This window comes from Rhizobium sp. 01L419, from assembly GCF_056400025.1.
The window spans coordinates 203677-220558 of sequence record NZ_JBFTSM010000010.1 but is presented as its reverse complement, the minus strand read 5'-3'; the positions used below and the strand labels follow the sequence as shown (position 1 = coordinate 220558).

Genomic DNA, 16882 nt, shown 5'->3' with positions numbered 1-16882 from the left:
ATCATGAAAGTCCCCTTCGCCGATCTTCATCTGCAATATCTGTCGATCAAGGACGAGATCGATGCAGCTATTGCTGCCGTCATTAAATCCTCGGCTTTCATCCGAGGCCCTTTCGTTCAGAAGTTCGAGGACGAATTTGCTGCTGCGGTCGGCGCCCAGTATTGCGTTTCCTGCGCAAACGGTACGGATTCGCTCTACATCGCCATGCATGCGCTCGGGGTAAAACCCGGCGATGAGATTATTACGACTGCGCATTCCTGGATTTCCACCAGCGAGACCATTACGCAAGCCGGCGGCAAGGTCGTTTTTTGTGACACGGATGCCACGACCTTCACGATCGACGCCGCCAAGCTCGAAGAAAAAATTACCTCGCGCACCGTCGGCATCATCCCTGTCCACCTGTATGGGCAGCCCGCTGACATGGGTGCGATAATGGCAATCGCCCGCAAGCATGGCCTCTGGGTTATCGAAGATTGCGCCCAGGCGCATCTGGCGGAAGTTGACAGGCAGATGGTCGGAAGCTTCGGGGACGCGGCTTCCTATTCGTTCTATCCGGGGAAAAACCTTGGCGCCATGGGGGATGCCGGAGCGATCACCTGCAAGGACAAGTCCCTCGCCGACAAGATGGCGATGTTTGCCCGTCACGGCGGCCTGACAAAGGGTGAGCACCGGATCGAAGGCATCAACAGCCGGCTCGACGGACTGCAGGCTGCCATTCTGTCGGTCAAGCTTCCTCGCCTCGCCGAATGGACCGCGAAGCGGCAAGAGCTTGCGGCGCGCTATGCCGCGGCGCTCGGCAATGTCGGCGGGCTGGAACTGCCGGAAACTGCGCCCGGCAGAACGCACGTCTACCACCTTTTCGTCGTTAAGCATGAGCGTCGCGACGCCCTTGCCGCTCACCTGAACGAACACGGCGTCCAGACAGTCATAAACTATCCGGTCGCGCTGCCCTTTGTCGCCGCTTATGAGCATTTGGGCCATCATCCGGAAGACTTTCCCAATGCCTTCCATAATCAATCGCGGATCCTGTCAATTCCGATATTCCCAGAGATGACTGAAGATCAGCTCGCTTACGTGGCCGACACCGTCAGGGGATTTGCTGCGTGAGCAAGCCGCAATCCGGCGACCGGGGAGAAGCACGCTCAAGCCTCCTCGGTAACTCCAGCTGGAATCTTGCAGCTTTCGTGTTTACGCTTATTGCGAATCTGGCCACGGTGCCTTTTGTCGTTCGGTGGATCGGATTGCATGATTTCGGCTATGCCGGCATTGTCATTGCAGTCACCGCGCCCCTCACGCTCATCGGCACCGTCCTCGGCCAGGCAACAGTCCGCGAGACATCGACGAGAACAGGACGCGGGGAATATGGTGCCGCATTTCACGTCGCAGCCGTTGCATTGAAGATCTGTCTGATCGCGTCGGCGCTCGGATGTATAGTCCTGGTGCTAACCGGACCATGGATCGTGAGAAGCCTCGTAAACGACGAGGGTTCTGGCGCCCAAAACTTCACAATTCCATTCTTGATCGCTGCAGCGGGCATCTTTACCCAACAGTTTTCACTGGTGCTGCAGGCCATCTCCGTAGGGCGCCAAAATTTCAAGAATGTTGCCAAGGCTTCCGCCTGGAGTTCTTTTGTCACGGTTATCGTCACGTTGGGATTTACCTGGTTTATCCCAACGCTGAATGGCTATCTGTCCGGCTTCGCCGGAAGCCTCATCCTCTCTGCGGCAGGATGGCTCCTTGTCACACGCCATATCCTGCGCCGCGACGAACACGCGGGCCCGAAGGTCGGAGACGAACTAAACGCCCTACTGCATTTCGGGAAATGGCAGGGGCTATCGCAACTTGCAGGTATTTTCGGCAATCAGATGGATAGGTACGTGCTTGCGTCCCTGGCCCCTGCCGCCGTGGTCGGACAATATAATATCTGCAATCGCCTGCAGGAAGCCGGTTACATCGCCACGATCCGTGCATGCGAGGTGCTTTTTCCACGCTTCGGCAGCATGTCCGCCAGCAGCGAGTCCGAACGATTTGATTTTTTCCTCAGCTCATCATGGGTCAATGCGGCATTCGGCGCAATCATGCTATCGCCGATCGCAATTCTTTCAAGACCCCTGCTCACGCTTTGGGTCGGGGCAGAAACGGCCGAAGCGGCCGGCCATCTGTTACAGGTTCTCATCCTCGGAGGCTTGATCGGCTGCAGCTATAACGTGTTTTTCTATTATGCCGCCAGCATGGGGAAAAATGCGACCGTGACGATGGTCTCGCTGGCATATTCTATAATGACAGTCATTTTCTCGATTGTTTTCATAGGATATTTCGGCCCAATCGCAGCAGGCAGCGGGCTGCTGGCTGCAACTATCATCCGATTCGGCCTCACGCTGGTGGTGATCCGCCGCCGCTTCTTCCCCGCGTTCAGCGGCGAGCAGATGTTTGCAAGTACCGTTGGGCCGACTGTTGTCGGTTCCGTGCTCTCGCTCGTTTTCTATCAAGTCGAATTCCGGTGGATCGACAACTGGTTCCTGCTGGGCCTCGCTTACATCCTGTTTTTCGGCATTGTCGGAATCGCGATGGTGCTCACCGCCATGTCGTCAAAAACCGGACGTATTATCTTGTCCAGGATTTATAGCTCCGTTAGAAGCACAATCGTAGATCGGTATTTCGGCCGGTTGCATGGCCTGACGAAACATAAGAGAGGGCTTTGAGTGATCACTGTAGTGGACTACGGTGTCGGTAATATTGGTGCGATCATCAATATGGCGGACTATCTCGGGATCGATGCCGAAACAAGCAGCGATCCGGACAGGATCAGAAAGGCCTCCAAGCTCATTCTTCCAGGCGTCGGCGCGTTCGACAAAGCCATGCTGACCTTGCAGAATAAGGGACTCATCGACCCGCTGAATGATGCGGCACTGAAGCGGCAAATTCCCGTTCTTGGCATCTGCCTTGGCATGCAGCTGCTGGCGCGCAGAAGCGACGAAGGTGTTCAGGCCGGCTTGGGCTGGGTCGCGGCGGATGTACTTCGGATCAGCTTGCCGCCTGAATCCCCTCTTAAAGTGCCGCATATCGGCTGGCTCGAGGTGAAGCCGGCGCGCAAGAGCGCTCTTTTCGACTCGGCAGTACGTGGCGAGCGCTTTTATTTCGATCACGGCTATTATGTGCAGTGCGACAGCCCTCAGGACGTGGCGGCGACAATCGATTACGGTAGCGAAATCTGCTGCGCCGTGAATTCCGGAAATGTAAGCGGCGTGCAGTTCCACCCGGAAAAGAGCCACCGCTTCGGCATGCGCGTGCTTGAGGCCTTCGGGAAGATCTGATGAGAAAAAGGCTAATTCCTGTTCTATTGGTCGACGAAAAACATCGACTCGTCAAAACCGAGGAATTCGGAAAGCGGACTTATGTCGGCGATCCCTTTAACGTCGTGCGCCTTTTCAACGAGAAAGAGGTTGATGAGATCTGCATCCTCAATATCGATGCCGCCAAGAAGGGGCGCGGGCCGGATATCGGGTTCATGCGTGAACTTGCAACCGAATGTTTCATGCCGCTGGCTTATGGCGGCGGCATAAGCCGGCTACAGGAATGTGAAGAGCTCAATCGGTTCGGCGTTGAAAAATTCGTCGTCGGAAGTCGTGCCGGCGACCCTCAGTTGCTGAAGGCGATTGCCGCGGATATGGGAAGTCAGGCGCTTGTTGCATGCGTCGACGTCAAAGGACGAGGTTCTGCGGCAAGATGTGTCCAGCCGAATTCCGATGTGCCGCAGGACCCGGTGGAGTTTTGCCTTCGGCTTCAGGATCTGGGAGTTGGTGAAATCATTCTTCAGTCCGTAACGCTCGACGGAAAACGAGCGGGTTATGACCTCGAACTTATAAAGTCCGTGACGAGCAGATTAAGCGTACCCGTCGTCGCACTCGGCGGCGCAGGAAACTATGGTCACTTGACCGAAGGATTGCGCGCGGGCGCCTCGGCGGCAGCATCAGGCAGCACCTTCACCTTTGTCGGCCGATTGCGCGCGGTTCTGGTCAACTATCCGGATCCGGAAATGCTTGAGGGAATGGAGCGCGACGCCCATGCGTAAGACGCAAAGGATATGTTCGTTCTGCATTATGGACGATACCAACCCTGCAATTGAGTTCGACGCCAATGGGCAATGCAATTGCTGCCGCGACGCCCTCGCCAGAAAACCGCACGAATGGTGGCCGGGGCCGGAGGGCGATCTTAAAATGCAACGACTTGTCGCCATCCTGAAGCAGGAGGGCAAGGACAAGCCCTATGATGCAATGGTGGGGCTCAGCGGCGGCATCGATAGCGCCTTTCTCGCCCACCTCGCCGGCCGAAAACACGGCCTCCGCCTGCTCGCTGTCCATGTCGATGGCGGTTGGAACTCCGAGCCAGCCGTCCACAACATTGAAAGGCTGGTCCGCAAGCTTGATCTCGACCTTCATACCTATGTTGTCGAGTGGCAGGAAATGCGCGATCTCCAGGTCTCGTTCCTAAAAGCATCCGTGCTCAATCAGGACATCCCTCAGGATCACGCGTTCTTTTCGACCCTCTACAAGACCGCAGCCAGGTTCGGCATTCGGCATTTCCTAAGCGGCGTCAATTTCGCATCCGAATCTGTCGTCCCTCCGGGCTTCGGCTACCCCTCGATCGACGGAACGCACGCGCGCGCTATTCAGCGCCGTTTCGGAACAATGTCGCTTTCCACCTATCCATTCATGAGTTTTCCGGAATATGTCTGGATGACCCGTATACGGAAGCAGCTGACAATACATCGCCCGCTGAATTATTTCGATTACGACAAAGAACAAGCCCAAGAGGAACTGCGGCGGGAATACGGCTGGCGCGACTACGGCAGCAAGCACAGCGAATCTCGCTTCACGAAATTCTACCAGGACATATATCTACCGGCGAAATTTAACTTCGATAAGAGAAGACTGCATCTTTCGAGCCTGATCGTAGCAGGACAGATGACGCGCGATGATGCTCTGGGAGAGATTTCACAGCCAATCATCAATGAGAGAGATGCCCGCAGGGAAACCAAGTTTGTCGCCAAAAAGCTGGGACTGACCGAGCAGCAGCTCCAGTCCTACATTGCAGCGCCGCCGGTTCCCCACACAAATTATCCCAACGGCATGATACTGCATAAAATACTCATGAAGTCGCGGGGTCTGCTTAGAAAACTAACGTCAATCGGCCGTCCCGTGACTGTAAAGGCAACAAATGTGGACTAGCCTGGTCTTCTCGATGGCGGTCTTTCTAGCGGCCGGATTTTATATCCGACGCATCGGAATCAACTTTAGCCTCTCCTCGCTACTGCTTGGATTGATGCTTGTTCTGCATGGTCCCCTGTATCTCTATTATACACGCGTCTGGGGGCCTCGGACCGCATTTTATGAAAAGATACTGTCGGCCGCGCCTATGGGAGAGATCATTTCGGCTCTGGATCTAGCCTTGGCGCTCTCTTTTTGTTGCGTCTGCGCTGGAATGGTCTTCTCGGACAGAATGTACGGCATCAACCCCTCGCATGTGCGAGACGCCATCAACAATTGGAACCTGCAGGCTGTACGGGTGTCTAGAGGCTTCTCCGAAAGGCTCGAGATTATAGCCGCCATCGGCGTGCTGGTTCTCGGATTTTTTATCATCGTCGAGGACAGCGTCCCGCATGTGTTAACCTACTTTCACACAGATGCGAGCGAACTCGAAAAGATAGCGATGCGCCGTGAATACGGGGGCAGCCGTTTTTACCTGTTGAACCTGTTTAATTCAAATCTGTTCCCATTTCTGGCCTTTTGCTGTTTCATTGCTTTGCGAGAGCGCGCAATCAGGCTCCGGCCGATAGCTTGGGCGTTCATCGCAATCGTACTTTTCGAAAAGGCGGCAACGTTGAGCAAGGCTCCGTTGGCGATTTTCGTCTTGCAGTTGATGGTCATCGAATACCTCCGCCGATCACTCAAGCTGCGTCTCGATGTGGCTCTCGGTTTTGCAGCAGTTTGCGTATTGCTCTTCGGATCGATGACTGCGGTCGCCATCCGCGAAGTCAGCGGTGTGAGCCAAACGCTTGATTTCCTCTTCTATCGCGTCTTCATGATCGTCAACGAAAGTCTGCTGGAGTATTTTGCTGCAATTCCAAATGTGCTTCCGTTTAGCTGGGGCAGTCGGTTCAGCTGGCTGACGAGTATTTTTCAAGCGGAACCCTCTCCACCGACCTATCTGCTTGTTGCCGCTGTGCACCGTGGCGTCATGGGATCGACCACGACAGCGATGTTTATTGCCGATGCCTGGGCTGACTTCTCATGGGCTGGCGTTTTTGTCTTCTCGTTTCTTGCAGGACTGTTTGTACGATGTCTCGATATTGAGTTGATCGTGAAACGAGGAAAGACAGCCGGCACGATCTCTGGATTGGCGCTCGGCCACTACGGCGTCTTTATAATGCTGTCCACCTCACTGCAGACCGCCATGGTCACAGGGGGATTGATCTTGGTTGTGCCATTCACCATGGCAATATCCAGCGCTTTCAAATGGCGTCAAATAGACCGGAGTGCACCGGGTTTAAAGCATCTTGGTCAAGTGGAGCAGACTTAAGAACCATGCGTATCTTTCAGAACTCAGGTGTATACGCGTCCTATCTGCCCCGGCTCAATCGACTTGCCAGCCACGAGGCGAAATTTGGGACGCGATTGCGGGTCTTTCTGGAGGATTGCTATGGCGCTTGTCATATCCTCAAGCCACCAACCGAATTAGCATCCGATGTCTTTTTTACGAATGCCGACGACGAAAAGCTTCAGAAATATTGGGCGGCAGAAAATGGTCTTCCGAGCTCGACCAGCATGGAGGAGATTCTTCTTAGTCAGATAGAGCATCACCGGACCGAAATTTTCTACAACATGGATCCGATGCGCTTCGGCAATGAGTTTCTACGAAAGCTCCCAGGCAACGTTCGCAAATCCATCATGTGGAGGGCCGCTCCATCCGGAAATGTTGATTTCGGCGGCTATGATCTTATCGTATGCAATTTTCCACTCATTTTAGAAAGCTACCGCAAGCGCGGGTGGCGTGCAGAATATTTTGCTCCGGCCCACGATCCTGCAATGGACAGCTATGCCGCCAACAGCAACCGGCCAATAGATGTTCTATTCGTTGGAGGTTATAGTCGCCACCACCGCAGGCGCGCCGAAATCCTTGAGGCTGTCTCTGAACTTCGCAAGGATTTTCGGATTGTATATCACCTTGATCGGTCCCGCCTCACACGCCTGGCCGAAAGCCCGATAGGCTGGTTCTTGCCCCTGACTGAGCACCGCCGACCGAAGAACATACGGGCAGTTTCCTTAGCACCTGTTTTTGGACGCGATCTCTATAATGCCATCTCCCAAGCAAAAATCGTGCTGAACGGGGCTGTCGATATGGCAGGATCCGATCGCGGTAATATGCGTTGCTGGGAAGCACTCGGCTGTCGCGCAGCCATGGTGTCAGATGCCGGTAACTACCCCCGGGGCATGGTGAATGGCGAAAGCATGCTAACCTATGAGAGTTCTGGAGCGGCCGTTTCGCTCATACGTGACCTGCTTGCGGACCCAAACCGGCTGCAAACGGTGGCAGCCAGGGGCTACAATGCGGTCAAGACGATTTACAATAAAGATGCTCAATGGCAGCACTTCAATCGACTGGTCGGGATCGCATGAAACTCAATCCATCGGCATTGGCCAATTTTCTGATCGGCTTTCTAGTGCGGAGCAGATGCCAGTTCACTGTCGGGCCTGGCAGCGCAGTTCGCTGGCTGGCGTTGCGATCCATACGCGGTGGAACTGTTCAAATTGGGCGGAATTGTATTTTAAACTGTGGTATCAGTTTCGACCACCCCACTGGGCACATTTCGATTGGCGATCGATGCTACGTGGGGTCCAGCCATCTGGTTTGCCATTCTGGTATCGAAATCGGGGATGACGTCATCATCTCCTGGGGTGTGACGATCGTCGACCACGATTCTCATTCACTGGATTGGGGCCGGCGCAAGAATGATGTCCGCGACTGGCAGATAGGGCGTAAGGATTGGTCTGGCGTCGTAATTAAGCCGGTAGTGATTCAAGATAAGGTGTGGATCGGCTTTGGAGCCAGCATCCTAAAAGGAGTGACAGTCGGCGAAGGTGCAGTTATTGGAGCTCAAGCCGTTGTAACACGTGATGTGGCACCCTACACGGTTGTCGCAGGTAATCCGGCTCGGGTCATTCGTCATATAACGCCGGAAGCAGTCGTAACACAGGATTGAAGATGACATCGCAGCATCTGGACACATGGGAGCAAGCCGTTCAATGGCTTCGGGAGCAACCCGACCAGCAGAAGCTTGTTCTCGATGCCTATTACGACGACCCTCTTTCAAAAGCAGCCGATCGGTACTGGCGAAGCGACGAGTGGGAAGCTATCCGCATGTTTCTTCCTGATCAGCGGGGCAGCGCCGTCGATATCGGCGCAGGGCGAGGTATCGCGAGCTATGCCCTGGCCAAGGAAGGCTTCAATGTTACCGCCCTTGAACCCGACAAAAGCAACCTCGTAGGTTCGGGAGCGATCAAACATCTCGCGGAGGAAACAAAGCTGCCGATACAGGCGGTTGAGGAGTTCTCCGAAAAATTGCCATTCCCAGACAGAGCATTCGACGTTGTATTTGCGCGAGCCGTCTTACACCATACGTCGGATTTGGCAGCTGCATGTCGGGAGTTTTTTCGCGTACTAAAGCCCGGCGGCCGTCTGATCGCCGTGCGCGAACATGTTATTTCGTCGAAGAGCGATCTTCAGGTATTTCTGGACCAGCATCCGCTGCACAAATTATACGGTGGAGAGAATGCCTTCCTGTTGGCGGACTACGAAAATGCCATTGTATCCGCTGGCTTTGGTATGAACAAAGTTCTGGCACCTCTCGAAAGCGCGATTAATTTCGCTCCCTACACCAAGAATGAACTAAAGAAAGAACTGGGGGCACGCATAGGCGCCAAGCTTCCGTTCCTCGGAGTTGCCGCTTCGGCAGTTGTGCGTTTCGACCCAGTCTGGGCCGCTTTGTCCTATATCGCAAAGACATTCGATAACCGGCCCGGGCGGCTCTACTCATTCATCGCCACGAGACCGGAATAGAGAAAGAATGGCTCGAATCCTTATCACTGGTGCTCATGGTTTTATCGGCAGGCATCTGGCGCGATACCTATCGGAGAGGGGACATGTCGTGCTTGGTCTCGGCCACGGTATCTGGCCGCCTTCACACGCGGAACGATGGGGGCTAACGCTCTGGCAGAATGGCGAAATCGATGGCCTAAATCTTCGGCTAATACAGCGACAGTCCGGCACGCCGGACATTGTGTATCACCTTGGGGGCGGCTCGTCGGTGGGCGTGGCGATTGCAAATCCTCGCGAAGATTTTCACCGCACTGTCAATTCGACTGTTGAGCTCCTTGAGTGGCTGCGGCTGGAAGCCCCCGACTGCCGGCTGGTGGCAATTTCAAGCGCTGCCGTTTACGGCGCCAATCACGAGGGGCCAATCGCGGAAACGACCGTCACGAGACCTTTTTCTCCATACGGTCACCACAAAAGCATGATGGAATCCCTATGTCAGTCCTATTGCGATACATATGGATTAAAGGTCGCCATAGCTCGTCTCTTTTCGGTTTTTGGACAAGGACTGCGCAAGCAGTTGCTGTGGGACGTATGCTCACAGCTTGAGAAGAATCCGGCTCAGCTCGGCCTGGGTGGCGCAGGCACCGAACTTCGTGACTGGATCGAGGTAACGGATGTCGTGCGCGCGCTATCGTTGATTGAGGCACAGGCCGACCAGTCTCGCAAGGTTGTCAATATTGGAACGGGCATCGGTACGAGCGTCCGTTCCATTGTGGAGATGGTTGTAGACGCTTGGCACGACAACCAGTCTTCTCGTCCAAGTATCGTGTTTTCCGGTGAGGCGAGAAAGGGCGATCCCCAAAGCTTGGTTGCGGATTCGGCGCAACTCACATCCCTCGGCTTTCACCTACGCAGCGATCTTAGGGACGGGCTTTTCAACTACGTCGGCTGGTTCCGGTCGGAAGCTGGCGCAGCAAGATGATCAATGTCGGCTTTACCATGATCAGCGGTCGCAACTGGACCGGCGGTTATAATTATTTGTTGAACCTCGTCACACTTTTAGCTCTCAATCCAAACCATGAGATCTGCCCCGTCGTTTTCTTCGGAACCGACGTCGGGGAAGAAGAAGTGGTACCATTTTCCAGCCTCGAGGGCATAAGGATTGTCCGCCATCCGTCGTTCAACCGATCTCGAAGCCTTCGATCCCTGTTGCTAAGTGTTGCAACCGGTGCGGACAGAGAAATCCGCGCAGTTTTCAACGAAAACCAAATCAATGTAGTCTTTGAAGTCGCGCAGTTCTTTGGCTTCAAACTCGGCCTACCTGCCATTGCGTGGTTTCCGGACTTCCAACATCGTTACCTGCCACATCTTTTCAGCGTGTTTGGCTACTGGAAACGCGATATCGGATTTCGTCTTCAGATTGCGGCGGATCGCTCGATCATGCTGAGCAGTGAAGATTCCAAACGGTCTTGTGAACATTTCTATCCCGGAGCACGAGGTCGTACGCATATCGTTCGCTTTTCCGTGCCGCCAAAAGGCAGGATTGACTATAGCGCCGCGCGAGCAATTGCCGATAAGTACTTGCTGCCTGACCAATACGTCTTCCTGCCCAATCAATTCTGGAAGCATAAGAACCATCTTCTCGTGCTTAAGGCGCTGAAAATCCTTCGTGAGCAGGGCCACGAAATTACGATCGCGGCGAGTGGCAATCAATCGGATCCACGTGATCCAGCGTATTTCCCAACCGTTAAGGCAGCCATCGAAGAAGCTGGACTTGAACAGAATTTTCGTCTGCTCGGGTTGATCCCCTATTGTGATCTCGCCCCGCTTGGCGTTGCGAGCATGGGTCTCTTAAATCCTTCGCTGTTCGAAGGATGGAGCACCACAGTGGAAGAGGCCCTATCATGGGGGGTGCCGCTGATCCTATCGGATCTCGATGTAAATCGAGAGCAGGCAGGCGATGCAGCGATTTATTTCGACCGCTACGATGCTCAGTCGCTTGCAGATGTCTTGGCCTCCGTTCGCCCACGTACGGCTGCAGCGATCGAGACCAGCGGGGATCTGGCCCAAGCCACGTCCAATGACCGGGTTCTGCGTTTCGTTTCTGACTTTACCTCGCTGGTTCGCCGCGCGTGCAATCAGGTTCAATAATAGAGCAACGGCCGAGCACATATGTTTCAGGTTCGGTCAACTAGCAGAGAACGCCAATGAGTGAGCCGAAGATTTCCGTCATTACCGTCGTCTTCAACAATGAAGACACGATTGCCGATACCATCGATTCGGTTGCTGCGCAGGGTTACGCCAATCTGGAATATATCGTTATAGACGGTCTCTCGAAGGATCGGACGCTTGACAGGATCAAGGAGCGCAAGGGGATCATCAGCAAACTGATCTCCGAACAGGACGCCGGCATCTATGACGCGATGAACAAAGGTATCGCGTTGGCGACTGGTGATATCATCGGCTTTATCAACGGGGACGATTTCTACTTGCCTGGCACATTGGCCAAGGTCGCCAAGACATTCAAGGAGCACCCGCAGCTTGATGCCTGTTATGGTGACCTTTGCTACGTCAAGCAAAACGATCCCCAGACTGTTGTTCGCCACTGGCGTTCGTCGGCATTTGTGCCCGCGGCCTTCGAAAAAGGATGGGCTCCGCCTCATCCGACTTTCTTCGTCCGTCGTGATGTCTACGAACGATTTGGCTCATTCGATCTCGGGTACCGGATCGCTGCCGATGTCGAGTTGATGATGCGGTTCCTGGAGCGCCATCGAATCCGTGTACAATATGTGCCGGGAGTGATGGTCAAGATGCGGATGGGCGGAACGACCAATCGCAGCCTTACGAACATCATCAACCAGAACAAGGAAATCCTTCGTGCGCTTCGCACCCACGGCCTGAACGCACATCTTTTCCGGTTCTTAAGCAGAAAGTTTCTTTCGCGCGGACTGCAGTTCGCTCGTGGAAAATTGCACGTGCCTACGCCGGCTGACTAGCAGATGGAAGCGCGGTCGAGCTCCGGCGAACTCGGACTATCGAAGATTTTATGCCTGGCGTGTCCGTCTAGACCTGTACAAGGTCTGTGCAATTGCTGCAGAAACGCCAACAACAAAGCCCCCGATCAACCCGATGAGAATTCGTTTTAAGCGATTTGAGGCTACCGAGGACGGCGACGTATATACGGGTGACAGAAGCTTCGCAGGTTCATTCAACTGCAGCTGCGAATTGAGATTCACAATTTTCGTGCGAAGAAAGTTGGAATCGTCCCGCGTGGCCAAATAAATTGCTTTCTGCCAGTCCGACCCTTGAGAAATTTCCATCAATTTCATGTTTTCTGCGAGTTGGTTCTCACTAGCACGGATTTCGGCGTTGATGGTGGCCTCGCTCTGCGCCGCCAAGCTCGATTGCTGGCTCTGAATCAGTTGTACGACAGCCGTCACACAACGCTCTGCAAGGTTCGCACTTGATAAAGTCGATGATATCGAAATGACATCATCGGGCGTTGATGGAGCCGTAATTCTAACGATCCGTGCCAATTGCTCGCGCGTGGCGGTGCCTCCTTCGGAGCAACTGGAGGAGAGCTTCAAGTCAAAAGCGGCTGGTGATCGCATTCGGAACAGAAGACGCTCTCGCGACTCGACCGGAACTACAATCCCACCCGACCCAAGTCTGCTGATCTTTGCGAGTGAGAGTTGCGCGGACGCTTCGAAAACCGGCGCCGCTTCGCTGCTGAGTACGCTAGCACCGATGAGACCGAGGATCGAACATGCGCCGATCACGAGAACGTTCTTCCTAAGAAAGGAGGCTAAAACGAAGATGTTTATCTCTTCATCGAACCGCTTCTCTTGCATGGCAGCTCCCGATAATGTTCACAAACCGGCCCCGAACGAAATAGCACTCGCTTGAACGCTCAGGATCGCTTCAACCCTATCCTCGCGTTTAAGTCAATGTTCAAACATCTCGTCGCGCATTGGTAGGCTGCTTCGCAAAGCCGTCAGGACAAAGTCGAAGGCGAGGCAACACGAATGTTATCCGTTGCTCTGAAGGCTTCGGCCGGGATCACGCAAACACCGTCATTTGCGGCGGCACGACCGCGAGCATCCCGATGCGGCGGGCGGCAACGTATCTTACGAGCTGCTCGACCACCCTTGGCATGACGGGCTTTTGCACCACACCGAGCGCGCCTCGCACACCGTCTGCAACCGCTTCCGGATTGGCAGTCATGAAGACGACGGAAATGCCGTGGTCTTCTGCGAGCTGCCGGCCGATCTCCGGCCCGGTTGGGCCGTCGGAGAGGTTGACGTCAACGAAGGCGATGTCGGCAAGCGGGGCGAGTCTGAGCGCCGCTTCCCGGTCCGATGCGAGGCCCGCGACATGCACGCCCATTTCCTCTATCGTCATTTCGAGATCGAGGGCGATCAACAGTTCGTCTTCGACAATCAGCACTCGCTGTTCCATGAGATGTTCCCGTTGCCAGCTACGCATGACATTCGTGGCCATGACAGATCCCCTTCACGCCTTACTTCAGGAGACTCCGCTTCGTTGAAGACAGACTGCTTCGACGAGGCTCGCTGCTTAAACGGGCGATGCTACGATATGTTCCGATATGAAATGCAGCTTTTCTTAATTAAACGTTTGTTAATATTGATAAATTATTAACATGTGACTTTCGATGAAAAAAGGCGGCCACTTTAGCCGCCTTCTAAAATTCCGATTCAGCAGCGTCTCAGCCCTTGGCCTTCAGCACCAGAACCGGGTCCGTGCTGTAGTCGGCCGGGAAAATCTGCTTCAGGTTCTCGATCTTCGGCAGGTCGTTATAGACGATGTAGGGGTAGGTCGGGTTCAGCGTCAGGAAATCCTGGTGATACGGCTCGGCCGGGTAGAAGCCGGTATCGTCGGTGACCTTGGTGACGATCGGCTGTTTGAAGACATGCGCCTTGTCGAGCTGGGCGATATAGGCTTCGGCGACCTTGCGCTGTTGCGGGTCGGAAATGAAAAGCGCCGAGCGGTATTGGGTGCCCTCGTCCGGCCCCTGGAAATTGAGCTGCGTCGGGTTGTGTGCGACCGAGAAGAAGACCTGCAGGAGCTTGCCGTAGCTGACCTCTTTCGGATCGAAGGTCACCTTGACGGATTCGGCATGACCCGTCGCGCCGGAGCTGACCGTTTCGTACTGGGCGGTTGCTGCTTGCCCGCCCGCATAGCCGGAAACGGCGCTTTTGACACCCTTCACATGCTGAAAGACGCCCTGGACACCCCAGAAACAACCGCCGGCGAAGACAGCCGTCTCCGTGCCGGACTGGCCCGCCTCGTCGAGCGCAGGGGCTGGAATGACGACGGCATCTTCCGCCGCTTGCGTGGCGGCGGAACCGAAGCCGAGCGAAAGGGATGCGGTTGCGAAAAGCGCGGCAAGGACCTTGCCTGATGTGGATATGGGCATGGGGGGCTACCTCCGGGGACAATGCGGCAAAATCCTTGCCGATCGACGAGAAAGCTGCAAATCACAAGCTGTTCACTCACGCCGATGTGACGATTGCAAGAAAGCGAATGTGTGAAACTGGGACAGGAAGGTCGGCTGCGACATCGCCTGCCTCGGGAAGATAAATGGCCCAAACAAGAGCGATCAACATGTTTGGCTAAGGGTGAGAACAACTCCCGTCGGCCAATAGGATCTAGCGCTTGGGTCCGAATGCTCGAGGGCATCTGATGAGGAGAGCCTTTCGAACTCCAACAGCCGCCCGGCTTCGATGCGGTTTCGTCGATAGCGTTTCGTTATCTGGCACGTTTTATGGTGACCACCTGGTCTTCAAAGCAAGCGCTCTCCAGCGACGGCAACCCTTAGTCTCCGCCCGTCACAATCGGCAGGGTTTCAAGATGACCATCGATTGTCTCGACGACCTTTCGGCCCAGCGGAAGGTTCTTCTTCTCGTCCTTCCAGCGTTCCATGAAGATAGAAACGGTATCTTTGGCCGTATCCTGGACCAGTTTACGGGGCAGCGACGCCTTGGCCGACAGGTGATCGAGCTCATCAAGCGTATATCCTGCAAAGTCCTTTGTGCGGCTAAAGGTCAGCGCCGATTTGTCGTTGGGGATGTAAGGGATCGTCGATACGTAGTCATAGGCCGGTGACAGCCGCGCTCGCGTTCGATCGGGGTAGATGAGCGACCAGTTCTTCAGATGCATGTCACCGTTGCCGATCAGCACATTGAATGTCAGCCTGCGAATGAACTCCGCCACGTCGTCATGGTCGGATTCTGTGGCGACGACGGCGGCGAGATTCCGGAAGCTTGCTTTTTTGTATTTGTCCTCTGGATAGACGTCAAAGACCTGAGCAAAATCCTCGATATGGGTAAGCTCGCCGCCATTGCCGCGATCGAACCGTTCAATGACGAAGGCCTTTGGGCCTAGTTGTTCGATTCCATCGGGAAGATTGCCGATCGATCGAATGTCGCGGAGGTCGATTGCCGGCACGTTGATGCCGACCATGCGCGCAAGGCTCATCATCGAAAATTCGTTTTCCGGCACATGGGCAAACTCCCGTGAAGGAAGCTTGACGATCCAGTCGCCGCCGACCCCGCTTGTCGGGACCGTCAGTCCGCCGCTTGCGCTCTGGACCGCGGAGAATTTGAGTTGAACGCCGGCAAGCGAAAATCGCAATACGTCCTCAGCCGGAACCTTTGTCGCCTCATCATCGAGAGCGTCGTGGGGCCCCTCCGGCCATGCCTCGCTGTCGGCAGGAAGGACGGTGACGGCACCTGCCAGGTCCTGGCCGAGGACCCAGAGCAGGAAGAACTCGCGGTCACTTTGAACATTTGCCTTTTCGGCGAGGTATTTGCGAAGATGTCCTTCCGGCAGCAGATTGGAAAAGAATGGCATCAGCTTGATTTTATAGGGACGAAACTCGGTCAGGAGATCCCCGAAGCGATCTTTGAACTGGAGACCGAGGGTCGGCCGGTCGGGATTTTCGATATAGGCGTCGTTGAACGCAAATAGCGTCCTCTCGCCGCCCACATAGGTGATGGTGCCAATTTCCGCTCCGTAAAGGCGCACAGACAGGACAGATACGTCAGCCATCATCATCCTCATCGAGAGAATAGGCCGGCCTGGGGGGATCGCTTCGGGTAGGCGCGGGCCGCGAATGAGCGATCTGATTGCGCAGCATAACCAGGTTTCTGGTGACTTCGGTCAAGTGATCGAAATTGTGGCTCGATATCGCCCGTTCGAGAGTGGCGCGGATAGAGCTTAGCGCGTCGATATGCACGGCCGAGATCGGCCATCGCCGGAGAGCAGAATAGCTTTTGACAAGCTCACCTTGCTGGGGATGGGAGGCAAACGCACTTTGGGCATTCCGGATGGCACGCTGCAACAGGCGCATCTCCTTGGCGATATCAGAAGGCTGGGTGGGCACATCTTCGAGTGTCTGGCGCATAATGGATTTTACAGCGGGCACCGCCTTGCGTGGTACAAGGGCGATTTCCAGATCAAGAGCATTGGCAATGGTGATCAAGGTCGAGAGCCTGAGATCAATGCTGTTGGATTCGATACGGGAAATTTGCGCCTGCGGCACGCCTGATAGGTGACTGAGTTCGCGTTGGCTCAACGCCTTGCGCTCTCGAGCCTCTCTCAGATGCATGGCAATCTCTTCAGTTGCGTAGGGCATGATGTCTTATTCGATATCTATCCTTGATCTTGATATCGATTTAGATATCAAGTCAGCACCTCTTCCACAAGGACCGATGCTTAAAACGACATCATAAATCAACATTGATGTCCTTATCGACATCAACCGAGA

17 protein-coding genes are annotated in these 16882 nt (G+C 54.8%); 12 read left to right on the top strand and 5 right to left on the bottom strand.

The window, feature by feature from the left end:
* Positions 1-3 precede the first annotated feature (3 nt).
* Genes AC1DUP_RS20990 through AC1DUP_RS20935 form a run of 12 tightly spaced genes read left to right on the top strand, consistent with a single transcriptional unit; the run spans position 4 to position 12089 of the window.
* A complete protein-coding gene (locus AC1DUP_RS20990; protein ID WP_477834150.1) occupies positions 4-1107 on the top strand; it encodes a DegT/DnrJ/EryC1/StrS family aminotransferase in 1104 nt (367 codons plus the stop codon).
* Positions 1104-2702, top strand: coding sequence for a lipopolysaccharide biosynthesis protein (locus AC1DUP_RS20985; RefSeq protein ID WP_477834148.1), 1599 nt, complete (start codon positions 1104-1106; stop codon positions 2700-2702). The genes AC1DUP_RS20990 and AC1DUP_RS20985 overlap by 4 nt, the downstream gene beginning before the upstream one ends.
* A 12-nt stretch (positions 2703-2714) precedes the next feature.
* Positions 2715-3314, top strand: coding sequence for an imidazole glycerol phosphate synthase subunit HisH (hisH, locus tag AC1DUP_RS20980; protein WP_477834146.1), 600 nt, complete (start codon positions 2715-2717; stop codon positions 3312-3314).
* Complete coding sequence (locus AC1DUP_RS20975) at positions 3314-4072, top strand: HisA/HisF-related TIM barrel protein (RefSeq protein WP_477834144.1); 759 nt, start codon at positions 3314-3316, stop codon at positions 4070-4072. The genes hisH and AC1DUP_RS20975 overlap by 1 nt, the downstream gene beginning before the upstream one ends.
* Entirely contained in the window at positions 4065-5228 is a 1164-nt protein-coding gene (locus tag AC1DUP_RS20970; RefSeq protein ID WP_477834142.1) for an N-acetyl sugar amidotransferase, read from the top strand. Before AC1DUP_RS20975 ends, AC1DUP_RS20970 begins: the two co-directional genes overlap by 8 nt.
* Entirely contained in the window at positions 5218-6579 is a 1362-nt protein-coding gene (locus tag AC1DUP_RS20965) for an oligosaccharide repeat unit polymerase (protein ID WP_477834139.1), read from the top strand. Before AC1DUP_RS20970 ends, AC1DUP_RS20965 begins: the two co-directional genes overlap by 11 nt.
* Before the next feature lie 5 nt (positions 6580-6584).
* Positions 6585-7676 carry a glycosyltransferase family protein gene (locus tag AC1DUP_RS20960; RefSeq protein WP_477834137.1) on the top strand — a complete coding sequence of 364 codons (1092 nt, stop codon included), beginning with the start codon at positions 6585-6587 and terminating at the stop codon, positions 7674-7676.
* A complete protein-coding gene (locus AC1DUP_RS20955) occupies positions 7673-8260 on the top strand; it encodes an acyltransferase (RefSeq protein WP_477834135.1) in 588 nt (195 codons plus the stop codon). Before AC1DUP_RS20960 ends, AC1DUP_RS20955 begins: the two co-directional genes overlap by 4 nt.
* Before the next feature lie 2 nt (positions 8261-8262).
* Positions 8263-9117, top strand: coding sequence for a class I SAM-dependent methyltransferase (locus AC1DUP_RS20950; RefSeq protein ID WP_477834133.1), 855 nt, complete (start codon positions 8263-8265; stop codon positions 9115-9117).
* A gap of 7 nt (positions 9118-9124) precedes the next feature.
* Positions 9125-10075 carry an NAD-dependent epimerase/dehydratase family protein gene (locus AC1DUP_RS20945; RefSeq protein WP_477834131.1) on the top strand — a complete coding sequence of 317 codons (951 nt, stop codon included), beginning with the start codon at positions 9125-9127 and terminating at the stop codon, positions 10073-10075.
* Positions 10072-11244, top strand: coding sequence for a glycosyltransferase (locus tag AC1DUP_RS20940; protein WP_477834129.1), 1173 nt, complete (start codon positions 10072-10074; stop codon positions 11242-11244). The genes AC1DUP_RS20945 and AC1DUP_RS20940 overlap by 4 nt, the downstream gene beginning before the upstream one ends.
* Before the next feature lie 56 nt (positions 11245-11300).
* Positions 11301-12089, top strand: coding sequence for a glycosyltransferase family 2 protein (locus AC1DUP_RS20935; protein ID WP_477834127.1), 789 nt, complete (start codon positions 11301-11303; stop codon positions 12087-12089).
* A 48-nt stretch (positions 12090-12137) separates the two neighbouring features.
* Here the strand turns inward: AC1DUP_RS20935 and AC1DUP_RS20930 are convergent, their stop codons facing one another.
* The 5 genes from AC1DUP_RS20930 to AC1DUP_RS20910 form a co-directional block, all read right to left on the bottom strand.
* Positions 12138-12944: a Wzz/FepE/Etk N-terminal domain-containing protein gene (locus tag AC1DUP_RS20930; protein ID WP_477834125.1), complete on the bottom strand. Its 807-nt coding sequence runs from the start codon at positions 12942-12944 to the stop codon at positions 12138-12140.
* A gap of 208 nt (positions 12945-13152) precedes the next feature.
* Positions 13153-13593, bottom strand: coding sequence for a response regulator (locus AC1DUP_RS20925; protein WP_477834123.1), 441 nt, complete (start codon positions 13591-13593; stop codon positions 13153-13155).
* Between the two features lie 226 nt (positions 13594-13819).
* A complete protein-coding gene (msrA, locus tag AC1DUP_RS20920) occupies positions 13820-14530 on the bottom strand; it encodes a peptide-methionine (S)-S-oxide reductase MsrA (RefSeq protein WP_477834121.1) in 711 nt (236 codons plus the stop codon).
* 398 nt (positions 14531-14928) lie between these two features.
* Positions 14929-16164 (bottom strand): type II toxin-antitoxin system HipA family toxin, encoded by a 1236-nt coding sequence (locus AC1DUP_RS20915; RefSeq protein WP_477834119.1) that lies wholly within the window; start codon positions 16162-16164, stop codon positions 14929-14931.
* Entirely contained in the window at positions 16157-16750 is a 594-nt protein-coding gene (locus AC1DUP_RS20910) for a helix-turn-helix domain-containing protein (RefSeq protein ID WP_113308125.1), read from the bottom strand. The genes AC1DUP_RS20915 and AC1DUP_RS20910 overlap by 8 nt, the downstream gene beginning before the upstream one ends.
* Positions 16751-16882 lie beyond the last annotated feature (132 nt).

What these genes read in the sequence shown, in the direction of transcription:
- AC1DUP_RS20955 (WP_477834135.1), top strand. Translation starts at nt 7,673, where the DNA reads ATGAAACTCAATCCATCGGCATTGGCCAATTTTCTGATCGGCTTTCTA.
- AC1DUP_RS20990 (WP_477834150.1), top strand. Translation starts at nt 4, where the DNA reads ATGAAAGTCCCCTTCGCCGATCTTCATCTGCAATATCTGTCGATCAAG.
- AC1DUP_RS20945 (WP_477834131.1), top strand. Translation starts at nt 9,125, where the DNA reads ATGGCTCGAATCCTTATCACTGGTGCTCATGGTTTTATCGGCAGGCAT.
- AC1DUP_RS20950 (WP_477834133.1), top strand. Translation starts at nt 8,263, where the DNA reads ATGACATCGCAGCATCTGGACACATGGGAGCAAGCCGTTCAATGGCTT.
- AC1DUP_RS20930 (WP_477834125.1), bottom strand. Translation starts at nt 12,944, where the DNA reads ATGCAAGAGAAGCGGTTCGATGAAGAGATAAACATCTTCGTTTTAGCC.
- AC1DUP_RS20910 (WP_113308125.1), bottom strand. Translation starts at nt 16,750, where the DNA reads ATGCCCTACGCAACTGAAGAGATTGCCATGCATCTGAGAGAGGCTCGA.
- msrA (WP_477834121.1), bottom strand. Translation starts at nt 14,530, where the DNA reads ATGCCCATATCCACATCAGGCAAGGTCCTTGCCGCGCTTTTCGCAACC.
- AC1DUP_RS20935 (WP_477834127.1), top strand. Translation starts at nt 11,301, where the DNA reads ATGAGTGAGCCGAAGATTTCCGTCATTACCGTCGTCTTCAACAATGAA.
- AC1DUP_RS20940 (WP_477834129.1), top strand. Translation starts at nt 10,072, where the DNA reads ATGATCAATGTCGGCTTTACCATGATCAGCGGTCGCAACTGGACCGGC.
- AC1DUP_RS20960 (WP_477834137.1), top strand. Translation starts at nt 6,585, where the DNA reads ATGCGTATCTTTCAGAACTCAGGTGTATACGCGTCCTATCTGCCCCGG.
- AC1DUP_RS20965 (WP_477834139.1), top strand. Translation starts at nt 5,218, where the DNA reads ATGTGGACTAGCCTGGTCTTCTCGATGGCGGTCTTTCTAGCGGCCGGA.
- AC1DUP_RS20915 (WP_477834119.1), bottom strand. Translation starts at nt 16,164, where the DNA reads ATGGCTGACGTATCTGTCCTGTCTGTGCGCCTTTACGGAGCGGAAATT.
- AC1DUP_RS20925 (WP_477834123.1), bottom strand. Translation starts at nt 13,593, where the DNA reads ATGGCCACGAATGTCATGCGTAGCTGGCAACGGGAACATCTCATGGAA.
- AC1DUP_RS20975 (WP_477834144.1), top strand. Translation starts at nt 3,314, where the DNA reads ATGAGAAAAAGGCTAATTCCTGTTCTATTGGTCGACGAAAAACATCGA.
- AC1DUP_RS20970 (WP_477834142.1), top strand. Translation starts at nt 4,065, where the DNA reads ATGCGTAAGACGCAAAGGATATGTTCGTTCTGCATTATGGACGATACC.